This window comes from Pseudoalteromonas sp. 31A1 (assembly GCF_011378815.1).
GTDB lineage: Bacteria > Pseudomonadota > Gammaproteobacteria > Enterobacterales > Alteromonadaceae > Pseudoalteromonas > Pseudoalteromonas arctica.
In genome coordinates, this window is record NZ_WTKY01000039.1 from 1 (window position 1) to 15,172 (window position 15,172).

Below are 15,172 nucleotides of genomic sequence, written 5' to 3' on the forward strand. Positions count from 1 at the left end.
GGTTCAGTAAAATGGTTTAACGAAGCAAAAGGTTTTGGTTTTATCGAGCAAGAATCTGGCGCAGACGTGTTCGCACATTTTAGCGCAATCTCTGGCGACGGTTTTAAAACTTTAGCTGAAGGCCAACGTGTACAGTTTACTGTTACTCAAGGTCAAAAAGGCCCACAAGCTGAAAACATTGTTAGCATCTAATTGCTAAACAATTTGATGGGTTAGCAATAACCCATTTTGAATACTAGTTTGAAAGAAGTTCTGTTTTATTTGTTAGTACCGAGTTGTTTTAGTAATAATCCTACGCGATATCCTCAAGTTAACTATTTTTTCCGGCTCAATCGCCTCTTTTCAGGCACACTTATATTAATTTTTTAGGATACATATTATGTCTAATACAACTACTGGTTCAGTAAAATGGTTTAACGAAGCAAAAGGTTTTGGTTTTATCGAACAAGAATCTGGCGCAGACGTTTTTGCACATTTTAGCGCAATCTCTGGCGACGGTTTCAAAACTCTAGCTGAAGGCCAACGTGTACAGTTTACTGTTACTCAAGGTCAAAAAGGCCCACAAGCCGAGAACATTGTTAGCATCTAATTGCTAAACAATTTAGTGGGTTAGAAATAACCCATTAATATATTTATCTTTATAATTTTTTAGTCAAATATCTTCAAAAACCCTTCTGTAAATATTTCCCCAGCACAATCTCATTTGTATACACAACTCATTAATTAGTACATTTTTAAACACATTTACTACTATCTCTCTTGAGCGAAAGCGTTGTATTGCCTACAATAGCGCATACTTCATTCAATATAGAATATGACCATGAACGACACTACCGCAAAACCTGCTTTACCAGATCGCCTTTCTATTAACCCACGCAGCCCACATCATGTGGAAGAAGTTTTTGAACACGATATTGGTATCACGTTCAACGGCAAAGAGCGTTTTGATGTTGAAGAATACTGCATCAGTGAAGGTTGGATAAAGTTTGCATCTCCAAAAGGGCTTGATCGTCGCGGACAACCCCTTTTACTTACAAGAAAAGGCACTGTTGAAGCCTTTTATAAGTAAGCTAATCATACTTACTAAAAAGCGACTACCATATTGGGTAGTCGCTTTTTTTGTGCTTGTTAAAAATCATTTAATTATATTAATTTTCGCTTTACCCAGCACCCAATCAAGCCCCTGTATTGCTGTTGTTGGAAATGCGGTTGCATGATTAGCGCCGTCAATAACAACACTTTTTAATTCTATATTGTCACTTTTAAGCGCATTAATTTTTTGCGTTAGCTGCTTAGCACCTTCAACCATATTTTGCCCTTCGCCGAAAGCTGGCGTTTCCATAGATCCAACTGATATATATACCCTTATAGGCAATTTTGGCTTATTCACTTTTAACGCTAATAGTGCATTGTTATTAAACCAGACTGATGGGCTGCCAATTATATAACTGCTAAATAAATCGGGCATCGTAAATAAAATAGTGGCGCCAAATAACCCGCCTAAAGAGTTACCTATATAGGTTTTATGTGTGCTACTTGCTCGGTAGGTATTTTCTATATATGGCAGCACAATATTTTTTAAAAACAGCGCATAGTTTTGAGCGTTACCAGTTTGTTTTTTCCAGCTTTTAGCCTTATTTGGTGTGTAGTCTCTAATTCGGCTATTAGACCCTTTGGAGCCTTTTTCGTAGCTAATGGCCACAATAATAGCCTGCTGCATTTTGCCGCTATTCATTGGAAACCGTGTAGCTCCCGCCACAATAGGAAACGTATACGGTGCATCGGTTAAATAAATAACCGGATATATTTTTTCAGGGTGTTTTTTATATGACTTAGGGAGCTGAATAAAAACAGGGTATACCCGATTAGTTTCGGGCTCAGTGAGCTCAATAACGCTACTTCTAGGGATTTGGTAGGGGGTATTTGCGCTTAATTTAAAACATATTAAGGCGCTTAAAAGCAAAAGAGATTTTAAAATAAGAGGCACTGTATTGGTTAACCTAAGCTAAAAATAAATTAAGTGCCTACTTTAAAGTACTTTTAGCGAATATTTAAGCTATCCAAAAAACAAAGTTTAAATAAAAAATAAAGTGCCAGTGTAGCTTTCGTTTAAACCACCAGCACTTATAGCATTAAACCGCTTGGTCTGGCTCACTGCCTGAACATGGGCAGTTGTCGTCATTTTGTTTAAGGCATTGCTGGTAATTAAACCAATGAGCTACAGCAATAAAAGCCGAGCCTATTAAGGTTAGTGCTTTTTCAGCCACCTCATGCCCTAGCAATACCGCACATATCATAAAAGACAGCCCAATAACGCCGCAGGCCATATAACGTTTACGCTTGTGCTTTTTACAGCCTAAGCTCAATGCCAGTAAACTGGTGGGCAATACCGCCGCAAGAATCCATAAATGAAATTGCTCACTATCTATTTGCATTACAGCAAAGCTTGGTAATAACGCTAAAATAACCGGGGTTGCAAAACAATGCACTGTGCACATTACCGATAACCCTATTGCCATACGATCCATAACACTTTGACTCGACTTCATTATTTCCTCTACTAAATCAGTGTCTCCACTCAAAAACGTTACTTTTAAGGAGACATTTTTATAACATCAGTTAATTGTTATTGATATATTATAACATTACTCGCATAATTGATATAATATAACACCCAACAAGGTAGTCAAATGAAACGTAGATCACAATTAGCTGTTCTCATAGCAGCTTTATTGCCGGCTAGTGTGCTTGCATCCACAATAGAAGGCGTTGTTTTAAACAACAAAGGTAAAGTAGTTACCAATGCAGCGGTAGAAGTTGAAGGCTCAGACCTTAAAGTCATCACCGATAAAAACGGTAAATTTGTTATAGCAGAGCTAAACAATGGCTTAAAAGAGCTTCACGTTGTAGCCTCTGGTTATGCCCATCTTCATCGTGATATAACAATAACGAATGATGAAAACCAATCTGTTACGTTTAATTTAAAGCGTTCGCCTATTGAAGTTATTGATATTGAAGCAACCCCTATTCATATGTCGGCAATGGAATCTGCCTCACCTGTAAGTGTGCTCTCTGGCGAACAGTTAAGACGCGATCAAGCTGCTACATTGGGTGACACCCTAGAAAAGCTCCCTGGTGTAAATACTAACTTTCATGGCAAAGTTGCCAGTACCCCTATTATTCGTGGTTTAAGCGGCCCGCGTGTACTCATTACTCAAAATGGTCTTGATGTTAGCGATGTATCAAGAGTTGGCCCTGATCACTCTGTTGCGTCAGAAGCATCGACCGCACAACAAATAGAAGTATTACGTGGTCCTGCAACCTTATTTTATGGCAGCGGCGCGATTGGCGGGGTGGTTAATGTGGTAGATAACCGCGTACCAACCGACAGCACAACACGCGGCGAGTGGAACGTAGAACATAACTCTGTTGATAACCAAAAAGTGGCCTCGTTTAATGCCACCACAGGCACTGATTCATTTGCTTTTTATGCCGATGCATTTTGGCGTGAAGCCGACGACTACGAGGTGCCTGTAGCTGCCGATATAGATAGCAACGGTGAAGAGCATCATGGCGATTACACTGTTGAAAACAGTAATGAAGAGTCCGACGGTTTTACTGTTGGCGCTAGCTATTTAATGGATAACGGATTTATTGGCATAGCGGTAGAGCAATTTAATCGTCAATACGGCATTCCTGGTCATACGCACGGCGATGAAGAAGAAGAGGAAGAACACAGCGACGAAGAAGAGAGCGTATTTGCTGATTTAGAGCAAACTAAGGTGCAATTATTAGGTGAGTACAACCTAGATAATAAATGGCTAAACAAAGTAAACCTGCGCGTTGGCCATACCGACTACGAACACGCTGAAATTGAAGGGGGCGCTATTGGCACTACCTTTAAAAACGAAACAAATGAATTACGTATAGACCTACTACATAACCAATTTAGCGAGTGGAATGGCGGCATTAGCTTTCATTACAAACAAAGCGATGTTGAAGCACAAGGTGAAGAGGCTTTTACGCCTCCATCAAAGACAGAAAGCTTTGCTGTAGCATTAATGGAAGAAAGGCACTTTGGTGATTTTTTAGTGCAAGTAGGTGGACGTATAGAGCGTGTAACAATTGAAGCTGGCAACGTATTACTGCCAGACATTGACGCTCACGCACACGATGAAGCAGAAGAAGCCGACGAACATGATCACGAAGAAAGTGCCGAAATTACTCGCGTATTTGATGTAGAGCATGAGTTTACGCCAGTCAGTTTATCGGCAGGGGTAGTATGGGATTTTACACCTGACTATAACTTAGGGCTTTCGGTATCTCGCTCTGAACGTGCGCCTTCTGCCTCTGAGTTGTTATCGTTTGGGGCACATATTGGTACTGGCACTTACGAAGTAGGCGCACTATTTGATTTAGACGACGACGGGCATTTAGGTTTATCTGATCAAGCAATAGATCTGGAAACAGCCAATAATATCGATTTAACCCTGCGTAAAACTCAAGGCGATGTTGGCTTTATTTTAAATGCCTTTTACAACCAAGTAGATAACTACTATTACCAAATAGACACCGGTTTATTCGCCGAAAGTGGCCACGACCATGACGAAGAAGAAGGCGTTGACGAGCACGACCATTCATCAGAACTACCGGTTTATTTATTTAAAACAGACGACGTAATTTTACATGGTTTTGAAGCGCAAATTGCGTGGCAAATAACCGATGAGTTTAAAGTAGATTTATTCTCAGACTACGTTCGTGCACGCCTTAAAGACGGCGGCGATTTACCACGCACACCGCCACTTCGTTTTGGCAGCGAACTAAGCTATCAAACAGATAAACTCAGTGCGCATATTCACGTTACTCGCTATCAAAAGCAAGATCGCACCGCCCCACAAGAAACAGCCACAGACGGTTACACATTAGTTGATGCAAGTGTGTCTTATGACTTATCAGTACTTAATCAAGACCTTTCATTGTATCTAAAAGGGACAAACTTAACGGATACAGAAGCACGCGTGCACAGCTCGTTTGTAAAGGATATAGCGCCACGTCCAGGACGTAGTTTTGCGCTAGGTATTCGCGGTTATTTTTAAGCGTTAAAAATTATAATTAAAGGAAATAAACATGAAAAAACTATATCAATTAAAGCTTATTGCACTGGCAATTAGTACTACATTTATCACAGCCTGTGGCGATGCAGAAACCACTATTGTGGAAAAAGATCCAATTGTTGTTGTAGAAGACGAACATGATCATGACGATGATGATGATCATGACGACGGCTTTACCATAAGCTCACTTGGCAGACTTGCCGTACTTGCTGGGGATAGCAACGAAGCGAGCTTTTTTGATTTAGACGATAACGCACTGCTTGATACATTTGTATTAAACGATGAGTCAAATACGTTGTCGGCTTCGCCTGACTTTCGTTACGCTGTAATTACAAACCGAACTCAAGATTACCTAGGGTTTATAGACGGCGGTATGTGGCGCGAAGATCACGGTGAGCACTTGCATGATTATGAGCAAGGCCCTGCATTTAGTAGCTACGAGCTAACAAGTGGTAGCCGCCCTACACACTTAATGACTCACGACGGACAATTAGCAATATTTTACGATGGCGATGCAGATTCAGGTGCGCCTGCTTCTGTTGAAGTATTAACAGATAGCGATATTACTAACGCAACAGCAACACTCCCTGGTATTAGCTACGATATAAATATGCACGGTGTAGCTGAACCACGTGGTGAACATTTATTATCAACTATTCGCCGTGATGATAGCGAGAGCACATCAGTTGCTAAAGTAATGCCAGATCAAGTCGGTGTTTATCATTTTCATGATGGTGAATACGAACTTGAACAAACGCTAGCGCCTACATGTCCTGATTTACACGGCGCAGCACAAAACCACGACTATGTTGTATTTGGTTGTGGTGATGGTGTGCTAATAGCTCATCAACAAGATGATGTATACGAAGCACAAAAAGTGGCAAACATAGAAGCTGTAGGCACTGAACGCATTGGTACTTTATATGGCCACGAAAATAGCGACACCATTTTTGGTATTGCAGCAGGACACGATGGCAGTGGCTCAGTATTACTGAGTATTCATCCTGAAAATGCCGAAATGGAAGAAGTAGAATTGCAACTAGCCGATGGCGCAAGTGCTATATCTTATTCTTTCTCAGCCAGTGGTGAACACTTTTTAGTTCTCGACAGCTTAGGCTTTTTAAATGTACTTACGGGGCATGATCATGACGGCGAAATGCACTGGGAACTTGCAGGCCAAGTTGATATTACCGAACAAGATGTATCAACCATGCCTGAGGGTATGAGCTTTAGCATGACAGTGGCTCAAAATGGTGAGTTTGCTTATATTGCCGACCCAATTGCTCAACACATAGTGCAAGTACACCTAGAAGACTTAGAGGTTGAAGGTGAACTAGAGTTAACTTTTGCTCCTAGCGCTATTACTTGGCTTGGTATTGCAGAAGAAGACGATCACGATCATTAATTTAAAACCCAACATAATATAAACGTTCTTAAAGGTTGGCATTTAATGCCAACCTTTTTTATTCACATTTTGTAACAGACCTTTTATCGCAAGTGCATCGCTATTTATAACCTTATTGTTATGATGTAACCGCTATTAATATAGGATGTAATCCCATGAAAAAACTAACAACATTGGCTCTTGCCTTGGCTGCGATTATCGCACCGAGCGTATCAGCCTATGAAACTAAAGACACTCGCTTACTACGCTTTCCAGATATTCATAACCAAAACGTGACCTTTGTTTACAGTGGCGATATTTATATTGCTAATACGCAAACAGGGCAAAGCAAACGTTTAACCGACCATATTGGTTTTGAAACATTTCCTAAATTTTCTCCTGACGGTAAGCGCATTGCATTTTCGGCCGAGTATAACGGCAGCCGCCAAATTTATGTAATTAACAGCGACGGTTCTGACCTTAAGCAACTTACCTACTATAACGATGTTGGTCCAATGCCACCACGTGGTGGCTTTGATTACCGCGTTTTAGATTGGACAGCCGATGGCAAAAATGTAGTGTTTCGCGCTAACCGCACCCCATGGGGAAAACGTATGGGACGCCCTTATATGGTCCCTGCAGACGGCGGACTTGAGCAGCCTTTAGCTATTCCAGAAACGGGCGGCGGTATGCTTTCACCAGATGGTAGCAAGTATGTGTATACACCAATCGATCGCGAATTTCGTACATGGAAACGTACTCGCGGTGGTCGTGCACAAGACGTATGGATTTACGATTTAGAAAATAATACCTCAGAGCAACTTACAACTAACCGAGCAACCGATCATCAACCTACCTGGGTTGGCGATAATATTTATTTTGTGTCTGACCGCGATTACACATTAAACCTTTACCAGTACCGCAAAGGTAGTGAGCCTAAAAAACTTACAAACTATAAAAACTTTGACGTGCTTTGGCCATCAGCGGGCCCTAATGCGGTTGTGTACGAAAACGGTGGTTATTTATATCGCTTTGACGCAAAAACAGAAAAAAGCACCAAGCTAAGCATTAATATTGCTGGCGTTCGTCAATACGCCATGCCGTACAGTAAAAATGTAAGCGACTTTATTGAGTCTATGTCGATTTCTCACGATGGCAAACGTGCGCTGTTTACTGCACGTGGCGAACTCTTTAGCGTGCCCGTAAAACAAGGACCAACGCGCAATCTTTCATATACCCAAAAAGGAAGAGAAATTGACGCAAGCTGGTCACCTAACGGTCGTTATATTGCATACATGAGCGATGAAACCGGCGAGTACGAAATTTATCTCAAAGATCGCAGTAAAAACAATGCCATTAAGCAATTAACAAGCAATGCTACAATTTGGCGTTTTACCCCTATTTGGTCGCCAGACAGTTCTAAATTACTGTTTGCAGACAAAAACCATACGCTGTGGTGGTTAGATGCAAAATCGGGTAAACAACATAAAATTGATACCGCTATCTACGATGAAGAAGGGATACGCCAGTACACTTGGTCACCAAATAGCGAAGATATTATTTACGTTAAAAATAACGAAAATCGCTACGCCTCGTTATGGCATTACAATATCGACAAGAAAAAAATAACGCGTTTAACCGACGAAATGACTAATGAGCAAAATCCAACTTTCTCGCCAGATGGTCAATACCTGTACTTTAGCTCAGAGCGCGACTTCAACCTTGCCTTTAGCAGCTATGAATTTGACTACATGTTTAACCGCGCGACCCGTATTTATGCAGCTGCAGTAAACGATAGCATTAAGCCACTTATTGCATTACAAAGTGACGAAACCACTATTGTAAAAGATAAAGATGACGAAAAAGAAGACGACAAAAAAGTTAAAAATGCACTGCAAAGCAGTGACTTTATGCAGCGTGTTACCGCACTTAATGCCCCTGCGGGCGATTACCGTGGCTTAACCGCAGTAAAAGACGGCGTACTTACTCTTGCCAATGGTGGTTTACAACTTATTGGTACCGAGCACGATAGTGAGCTAGAAACAGTCGCTAAAGGCGTTAGCAATTACACTATTTCAAGTAATGGCGAACATATACTGGTTCATGCTGGTAACAATTACAGCTTAATTGAGCCTAAGCCAAAGCAAGATTTAGACGCCAACAAGCTAGATTTAAGCAAAATGACGTTGAAAATTAATCCACAAATAGAATGGCAGCAAATGTATGTAGAAGGCTGGCGTACGTTGCGTGATTGGTTTTACGACGAAAACCATCATGGGCAAGATTGGGATGCTATTTTAGCTAAATACCAGCCTATGGCTGATGCTATCGCGCATCGTAGCGACCTAGATTACATTCTTAGCGAAATTGCGGGCGAAATTAATTCCGGTCATATTTACGTTCAATCTGGCGATATGCCAAAAGCAGAACGTAAAAACCATGGCTTACTGGGTGCAACTCTCGCTAGCGATCCATCTGGTTATGTAAAAATTGAACAGATCTTCCAAGGTGAAAACTGGCATGATGATCTTCGCTCGCCACTGGGAACTACAGGCGTTAAAGCCCACAACGGCGATTACATAATTGCGGTTAATGGACGCTCTGTAAAAGACGTTGCTAACTTTTACGAATTACTTGAGAACACTCAAGGTGAGCAAGTTGAGTTAATGCTTAACAATAAACCACGCAGCAAAGGAGCATGGCAAATAACTGTAAAACCAGTGGCAAGTGAACAAGGACTGCGTTACCTAGAGTGGGTTAACTCACGTGCAGCTTACGTTGATAAGCTATCGAATGGTCGAATTGGTTACGTGCATTTACCAAATACGGCATACGAGGGTAACCGCGCCATGTTTAAAAATTATATGCCGCAAACGACAAAAGACGCCATGATTATTGATGACCGTTACAATGGTGGTGGTTTTATTCCTGAACACATGATCACGTGGTTAGCGCGCAAACCTTTAAATTATTGGAAGCGCCGTGGTGTAGAACCAACAAAAACACCACAGTTTGCTCACGATGGTCCAAAAGCAATGCTGATTAACGGCTATTCAAGCTCAGGTGGGGATGCTATTCCGTACTACTTCCGCCAAGCAGGTTTAGGTAAACTTATTGGCACGCGTACTTGGGGAGGGTTAATTGGTATTTCTGGCAACCCAAGTCTGGTAGATGGTGGGCAAGTGATCGCAGCGACCTTCCGTGTATTAGACAATCAAGGTAACTGGATAATCGAAAACGAAGGTGTTACACCCGACATTAAAGTGATAGACCGTCCAGAGTTAGTCTATAAAGGGCAAGACCCTTCAATAGAACGCGCCGTAGAAGAGCTGTTAGATGAGCTTAAAGCTAATCCAAAACAACCTTTAACAGTGCCACCTGCTCCAACTGACTTTTAATTTGCCGCATAGCAAAATAAACTAGAGCCAACAAAAAACCCTGCATATTTTGCAGGGTTTTTTAATGGCTTGAATTTAATGACTCATATAGTGTTAAAGCTTATTTTTTTCTCCAACCACTCCATACATCATCTATATCATCGGCTTTATTTTTTTTCTTTTTCTTGCCTGTGCCTTCTGGTTTTGCCATTGGCTTTTCATTTTTAAGTGCCTGTGCAGCATCAAGGTTTGCTTGGTTAACAGCAAAGCCTGTTACTTCCTCACGTTCAAGGCGAAGCTTGTTTTTCTTCTCGATTATTTTAAAGTGATGAAAGTCTTCATAATCAACTAAAGATAATGCCAAACCTACTTCACCAGCACGACCACTTCGGCCAATACGGTGCATATAATCAGAAGGGCTGCGTGGTAGATTAAAGTTTATTACCACTGGCAGTTTTTCAATATCTAAACCACGTGCAGCAATATCGGTTGCGATAAGTACTTCGATTTCGCCCGCTTTAAATTTTTCGATTACGCGAGTACGCTCACTTTGACCTTTATCGCCATGGAATACTTGTGCGTTAACACCGCGTTTTTCAAGTTTACTGGCTAAGTGTTCACAGTCTTTTTTCGCGTTTACAAAAATCAGTGCTTGGCGCCATTTATGTGTTTTAATTAAATGCGCTAAAACAGTCGTTTTTTCACCTTTATTTACGCTAAACACACGCTGTACTAAGGTGCTTTCGTCTTTGCTTTGAACTTGTATTTCAACAGGGTCGTTTAAGAGATCTTGTGTTAATAGCTTAACTTGCTCAGGGAAAGTAGCTGAGAACAACATAGTTTGTTTTTTAGCAGGCATTAACGCTAATAGCTCAGCAAGCTCTTCGGTAAAGCCAAGGCTTAGCATGCGGTCGGCTTCATCAAGTACAAGCGTATTTAGTTTATCAAGCTTAATCGCATTACTTGAGATTAAATCGAGTAAACGCCCAGGCGTTGCAACAATAATATCGGCGCCACCACGAAGAGCCTGCATTTGTGTATTAACCGACACACCACCAAACACAGCAACCGTTTTAATTGCGCCATTAAAATTTGCAGAATACGATTTAACGCTATCGGCTACTTGTGTAGCAAGCTCGCGAGTAGGTACTAAAATAAGCCCCGTTACAAAGTTACCTTTGCTGGCTGCGCTTTTACTACCTTGTTCAACGAACATTTTTTGTAGCATAGGCAGCGCAAACGTTGCTGTTTTACCTGAGCCAGTATTCGCCCCTGCAATTAAATCACTGCCCGCAAGCACACTAGGTATAGCCTTAGCTTGAATTGGCGTAGGCTGGGTATATTCCAAATCGGTTAAACGAGCTAATAGCTCTGGAATAAGGCCAAGTTCGGTAAACGTGCTAGGGCTTGTTGCTGAGGTCATGAATGTTACGGGCTCATTGCTAAAAAAGTAGCCTGTAATTTTAGCGTATTTAGCCCTTATTAAGTAGGGGTTAGTGGCTTAAATAGTATTTAGTTACAGATAATAAAAAAGACGCTTTCGCGTCTTTTATAGTTTTATAACACTAACTCTTTGTTATTCAACAGTAACCGATTTTGCTAAGTTACGAGGTTGATCAACGTCAGTGCCTTTAATTACGGCTACGTAGTACGACAATAACTGTAATGGCAGTGTGTAAACAATTGGCGCAATAATATCGTCAGTATGGTTTACGTTGATTACACGCATTGTGTCGTCTGACTCAAAGTGTGAATCTTTATCTGCGAATACATAGATAATGCCGCCACGTGCGCGTACTTCTTCTACGTTTGATTTAAGTTTTTCTAATAGCTCATTGTTTGGTGCTACAACAATAATTGGCATGTCGGCATCTATAAGCGCTAGTGGCCCATGTTTAAGCTCGCCCGCTGCGTAGGCTTCTGCATGAATGTACGAAATCTCTTTAAGCTTAAGCGCGCCTTCCATTGCAATTGGGTATTGTGAACCACGACCTAAAAATAATGAATGGTGTTTATCAGCAAACTCTTCTGCAAGGTCTGCAATACCATCAGCGAGTAATAATGTTTCTTCTAACTTAGCTGGAAGTACTTTAATCGCATTTACAATTGCGCTTTGATCAAGGCCTTTTTCTTGCGCAATAGACGCAGTAAGCATTAACAAACCAACTAATTGTGTTGTAAACGCTTTAGTCGATGCTACGCCAATTTCAGCGCCCGCTTTAGTCATAAAGGCAAGATCTGATTCGCGTACAAGCGATGAGCCAGGTACGTTACAAATGGTCATTGATGCCATGTAACCTTGCTCTTTAGCTAAACGTAATGCCGCTAGCGTATCGGCTGTTTCACCCGATTGAGAAATAGTAACAAGTAGGCTGTTTTCATGTACAAACGATTGGCGGTAACGGAACTCAGAGGCAATTTCTACATTACAACTAACACCGGCAAACTGCTCAAGCCAGTAACGTGCAACCATACCTGAATGGTAAGACGTACCACAGGCAATAATTTGTACGTGTTTTACATCTTTAAATATTTGCTGAGCGCTATCGCCAAAGGCATCAATTGCTACGCGGTCGTCGTTTAAACGTCCTTCAAGGGTATTACGTACAGCAAGTGGCTGCTCGTAAATTTCTTTTAACATGTAGTGACGGTAATCGCCTTTACCTGATGCATCTTGCGTAATGTTTGATTCAATCACTTCACGCTCAACTGCGTTACCGTCTGCATCAAAAATTTCTACTGTGTCACGTGTAATACGTGCTACGTCGCCTTCTTCTAAAAAGATGAAGCTGCGAGTAACAGGTAATAGTGCTAATTGATCAGACGCAATAAAGTTTTCGCCAAGGCCTAAACCAATAACAAGAGGGCTACCTGAGCGCGCTACAATAATTTCGTTGTCGTTATCTTTATCAAATACAACAGTACCAAATGCGCCTTCAAACTGTTTAACAGCTGCTTGTACTGATGCAAGTAACGTTGTGTGTTGCTTACGAAGTTGGTGAATTAAATGCACCATTACTTCTGTATCAGTGTCTGATAAAAATTCGTAACCATCAGCTTTTAATGCTGCACGAAGCGTAGCGTGGTTTTCAATAATACCATTGTGCACAAGTGCTAGCTGGTTGTTTGATACATGTGGGTGTGCATTTGCTTCTGTAACGCTACCATGTGTTGCCCAGCGCGTATGTGCAATACCTGTATGACCGCTAACACCTGCTTTTTCTAGAGCTGCTTCTACGTTTACTACTTTACCGACTGCTTTTACCGTATTAAGTGTGTTGCCATCAAGCAAGGCTACGCCTGCTGAGTCATAACCACGGTATTCAAGACGCTTAAGGCCTTCAACTAAAATTTTGTTTACTGGACGTTCTGCAACTGCCCCAACTATTCCACACATAGTGTCTCCATTAATTTTTTAATTCTAGTAACTCACTTTGTAGTTACTATTCAATAATCTCTGCGCAAATTAGTTTTACACCACACGCCTCAATTGCTTTGCGTTTTTCGTCTGCTAAGCCATTGTCGGTTATTAATGTGGTTACTATTTTCCACGGTAATTCTAAATTTGGTATTTTTCGGCCAATCTTATCTGATTCAACCATTACAATTACTTCACGAGCGGCTTTTGCCATTACTTGGCTCAAACCAACTAACTCATTAAAAGTCGTTGTGCCGCGCTTTACGTCTATACCATCCGCACCAATAAATAGCTGATCAAAATCGTAAGAGCATAATACGTTTTCGGCAACTTGCCCCTGAAATGACTCAGAATGCGGATCCCATGTTCCACCAGTCATCAAAAGTGTTGGCTCATTCTCGAGCGCTAATAAACGACTCGCTACTTTAATTGCGTTGGTCATAACAACTAACCCACGCTTATCAGCAAGCTCAGGGATCATAGCTGCCGTAGTGCGTCCGCTATCAATAATAATGCGGTTATGATCTTTTATAAGTTTTGCTGCTGCTTTTGCTATCGCTACTTTGCGCTTTGAATCTACTTCATCGCTAACAATTTCTTTAGGTAGTGCAATAGCACCACCGTAGCGGCGAAGTAATAAGCCACTTTTTTCAAGCGAGGTTAAATCTTTTCGAATGGTTACTTCTGATGTTTGAAACTGCTCAGCTAACTTTTCAACAACTACTTCACCTAGTTCATTAACCTGAACCAGTATATTGTGACGACGCTGTTGTGTGTTTCGTTTAGTCATAAAGCTCGTGAATTAAGTTTCGTTTCGAAAGTTATGCGATTTTAAACGAAACAACCTAAATGGCAAGTGAACGAGCAAAAAAACACAGCTTTATTCTAATAATAATAAAACTAAAAGTACGGTAAGCTATAACCAATTAAGTTATAAAGATAAATACAATGCAGTCATTTAACAGTATCAGTAAAGAATACTTGGCACAGCGAAAGCAAGCTGGTGAAACTTGCCGTTTATTTAATAAGAGCCCAAGTAAAGGAAACTTAAAACGTATCAAGGAGTTATTTTTAAAGTCGGGTGATGGTGTAATTATAGAATCAGGCTTTCATTGCGATTACGGTAATCAAATCGTTATTGGTGATCGTACTTTTATGAATATTAATTGCACACTTCTCGACTCGCCATTAGCCAATCACTCAATCACCATTGGTGATGATTGCTTAATTGGCCCGAACGTTCAGCTTTTAGCTGTGTCACATGCTACTAATCCAGCAAAAAGGCTTAATAAGGAAAACTTTGCAGCATCTATCGTGTTAGGCAATAACGTATGGGTTGGCGCAGGTGCAATTATTTTAGCGGGTGTGAGTATTGGTGAAAATAGTATTCTGGGTGCGGGTGCTGTGGTTACTAAAAATGTAATGCCTAATACTGTAGTAGCGGGTAACCCAGCTCGTGAAATAAGAACATTGTAGCTATTCTCGATGTAATTTTAACATCGGGAGTCGCTGCGCTCGCCCGACCTACGTGATGGGTGTTGGTGTGAGTGCGCATTAATTGCACGTATTTTACTTTTCTGCAGACGTAAAAAAGCCCGAATCGTTAGATTCGGGCTTTCTACAATGTGAAGCCTGCGTAATGTCATAGTGCCCACAGCGGTGGAGAGTCACATAGCAAATGCTACACTATCATCGGTCGAAGCTTTGGCTTCACTACTGAGTTCGGCATGGACTCTTGGCTATTTACTAAATCCCAGACAGCAAAAAACCCGTCACATTGCTGTAACGGGTTTCTACAATTTGAAGCCTGGTAATGTCCTACTTTCACATAGCAAATGCTACACTATCATCGGCGCTGTTTCGTTTCACTACTGAGTTC

At 41.1% G+C, this 15,172-nt stretch carries 12 protein-coding genes; 7 read left to right on the plus strand and 5 right to left on the minus strand.

Going from position 1 to position 15,172, the window contains the following annotated elements:
* From GQR52_RS19735 to GQR52_RS19745, 3 genes are all read left to right on the plus strand, one after another.
* Positions 1-192: cold-shock protein (locus GQR52_RS19735; RefSeq protein WP_165729539.1), on the plus strand; the 192-nt coding region annotated here is incomplete at its 5' end.
* 187 nt (positions 193-379) lie between these two features.
* Positions 380-589, plus strand: coding sequence for a cold-shock protein (locus GQR52_RS19740; RefSeq protein ID WP_007580429.1), 210 nt, complete (start codon positions 380-382; stop codon positions 587-589).
* Between the two features lie 231 nt (positions 590-820).
* Positions 821-1,069 carry a DUF3297 family protein gene (locus GQR52_RS19745; RefSeq protein WP_002963088.1) on the plus strand — a complete coding sequence of 83 codons (249 nt, stop codon included), beginning with the start codon at positions 821-823 and terminating at the stop codon, positions 1,067-1,069.
* 66 nt (positions 1,070-1,135) lie between these two features.
* Here GQR52_RS19745 and GQR52_RS19750 read toward each other — a convergent pair whose 3' ends face one another.
* Both GQR52_RS19750 and GQR52_RS19755 read right to left on the minus strand, forming a co-directional pair.
* Complete coding sequence (locus GQR52_RS19750) at positions 1,136-1,987, minus strand: alpha/beta hydrolase-fold protein (RefSeq protein WP_165729540.1); 852 nt, start codon at positions 1,985-1,987, stop codon at positions 1,136-1,138.
* Between the two features lie 145 nt (positions 1,988-2,132).
* Positions 2,133-2,549: a MerC domain-containing protein gene (locus GQR52_RS19755; RefSeq protein WP_165729541.1), complete on the minus strand. Its 417-nt coding sequence runs from the start codon at positions 2,547-2,549 to the stop codon at positions 2,133-2,135.
* Positions 2,550-2,690: 141 nt separating this feature from the next.
* On the opposite strand from GQR52_RS19755, the gene GQR52_RS19760 reads away from it, so the two are divergent.
* From GQR52_RS19760 to GQR52_RS19770, 3 genes are all read left to right on the plus strand, one after another.
* A complete protein-coding gene (locus GQR52_RS19760) occupies positions 2,691-5,096 on the plus strand; it encodes a TonB-dependent receptor (protein ID WP_165729542.1) in 2,406 nt (801 codons plus the stop codon).
* Positions 5,097-5,127: 31 nt separating this feature from the next.
* Positions 5,128-6,519, plus strand: coding sequence for a 5-methyltetrahydrofolate--homocysteine methyltransferase (locus GQR52_RS19765; protein WP_165729543.1), 1,392 nt, complete (start codon positions 5,128-5,130; stop codon positions 6,517-6,519).
* A gap of 155 nt (positions 6,520-6,674) precedes the next feature.
* The gene (locus GQR52_RS19770) at positions 6,675-9,896 is read left to right on the plus strand and encodes a S41 family peptidase (protein ID WP_165729544.1); all 3,222 of its coding nucleotides are present in this window, start codon (positions 6,675-6,677) and stop codon (positions 9,894-9,896) included.
* Positions 9,897-9,996: 100 nt separating this feature from the next.
* Here GQR52_RS19770 and GQR52_RS19775 read toward each other — a convergent pair whose 3' ends face one another.
* The 3 genes from GQR52_RS19775 to GQR52_RS19785 all read right to left on the minus strand — a co-directional run bounded on the left by GQR52_RS19775 (position 9,997) and on the right by GQR52_RS19785 (position 14,083).
* Positions 9,997-11,298: a DEAD/DEAH box helicase gene (locus GQR52_RS19775; protein WP_165729545.1), complete on the minus strand. Its 1,302-nt coding sequence runs from the start codon at positions 11,296-11,298 to the stop codon at positions 9,997-9,999.
* Between the two features lie 153 nt (positions 11,299-11,451).
* Positions 11,452-13,272: a glutamine--fructose-6-phosphate transaminase (isomerizing) gene (gene glmS, locus GQR52_RS19780; RefSeq protein WP_165729546.1), complete on the minus strand. Its 1,821-nt coding sequence runs from the start codon at positions 13,270-13,272 to the stop codon at positions 11,452-11,454.
* A 46-nt stretch (positions 13,273-13,318) separates the two neighbouring features.
* Positions 13,319-14,083: a DeoR family transcriptional regulator gene (locus GQR52_RS19785; protein ID WP_165729547.1), complete on the minus strand. Its 765-nt coding sequence runs from the start codon at positions 14,081-14,083 to the stop codon at positions 13,319-13,321.
* A gap of 158 nt (positions 14,084-14,241) precedes the next feature.
* Here GQR52_RS19785 and GQR52_RS19790 point away from each other — a divergent pair, with 158 nt between their 5' ends.
* Positions 14,242-14,769 (plus strand): sugar O-acetyltransferase, encoded by a 528-nt coding sequence (locus GQR52_RS19790; RefSeq protein WP_165729548.1) that lies wholly within the window; start codon positions 14,242-14,244, stop codon positions 14,767-14,769.
* Positions 14,770-15,172 lie beyond the last annotated feature (403 nt).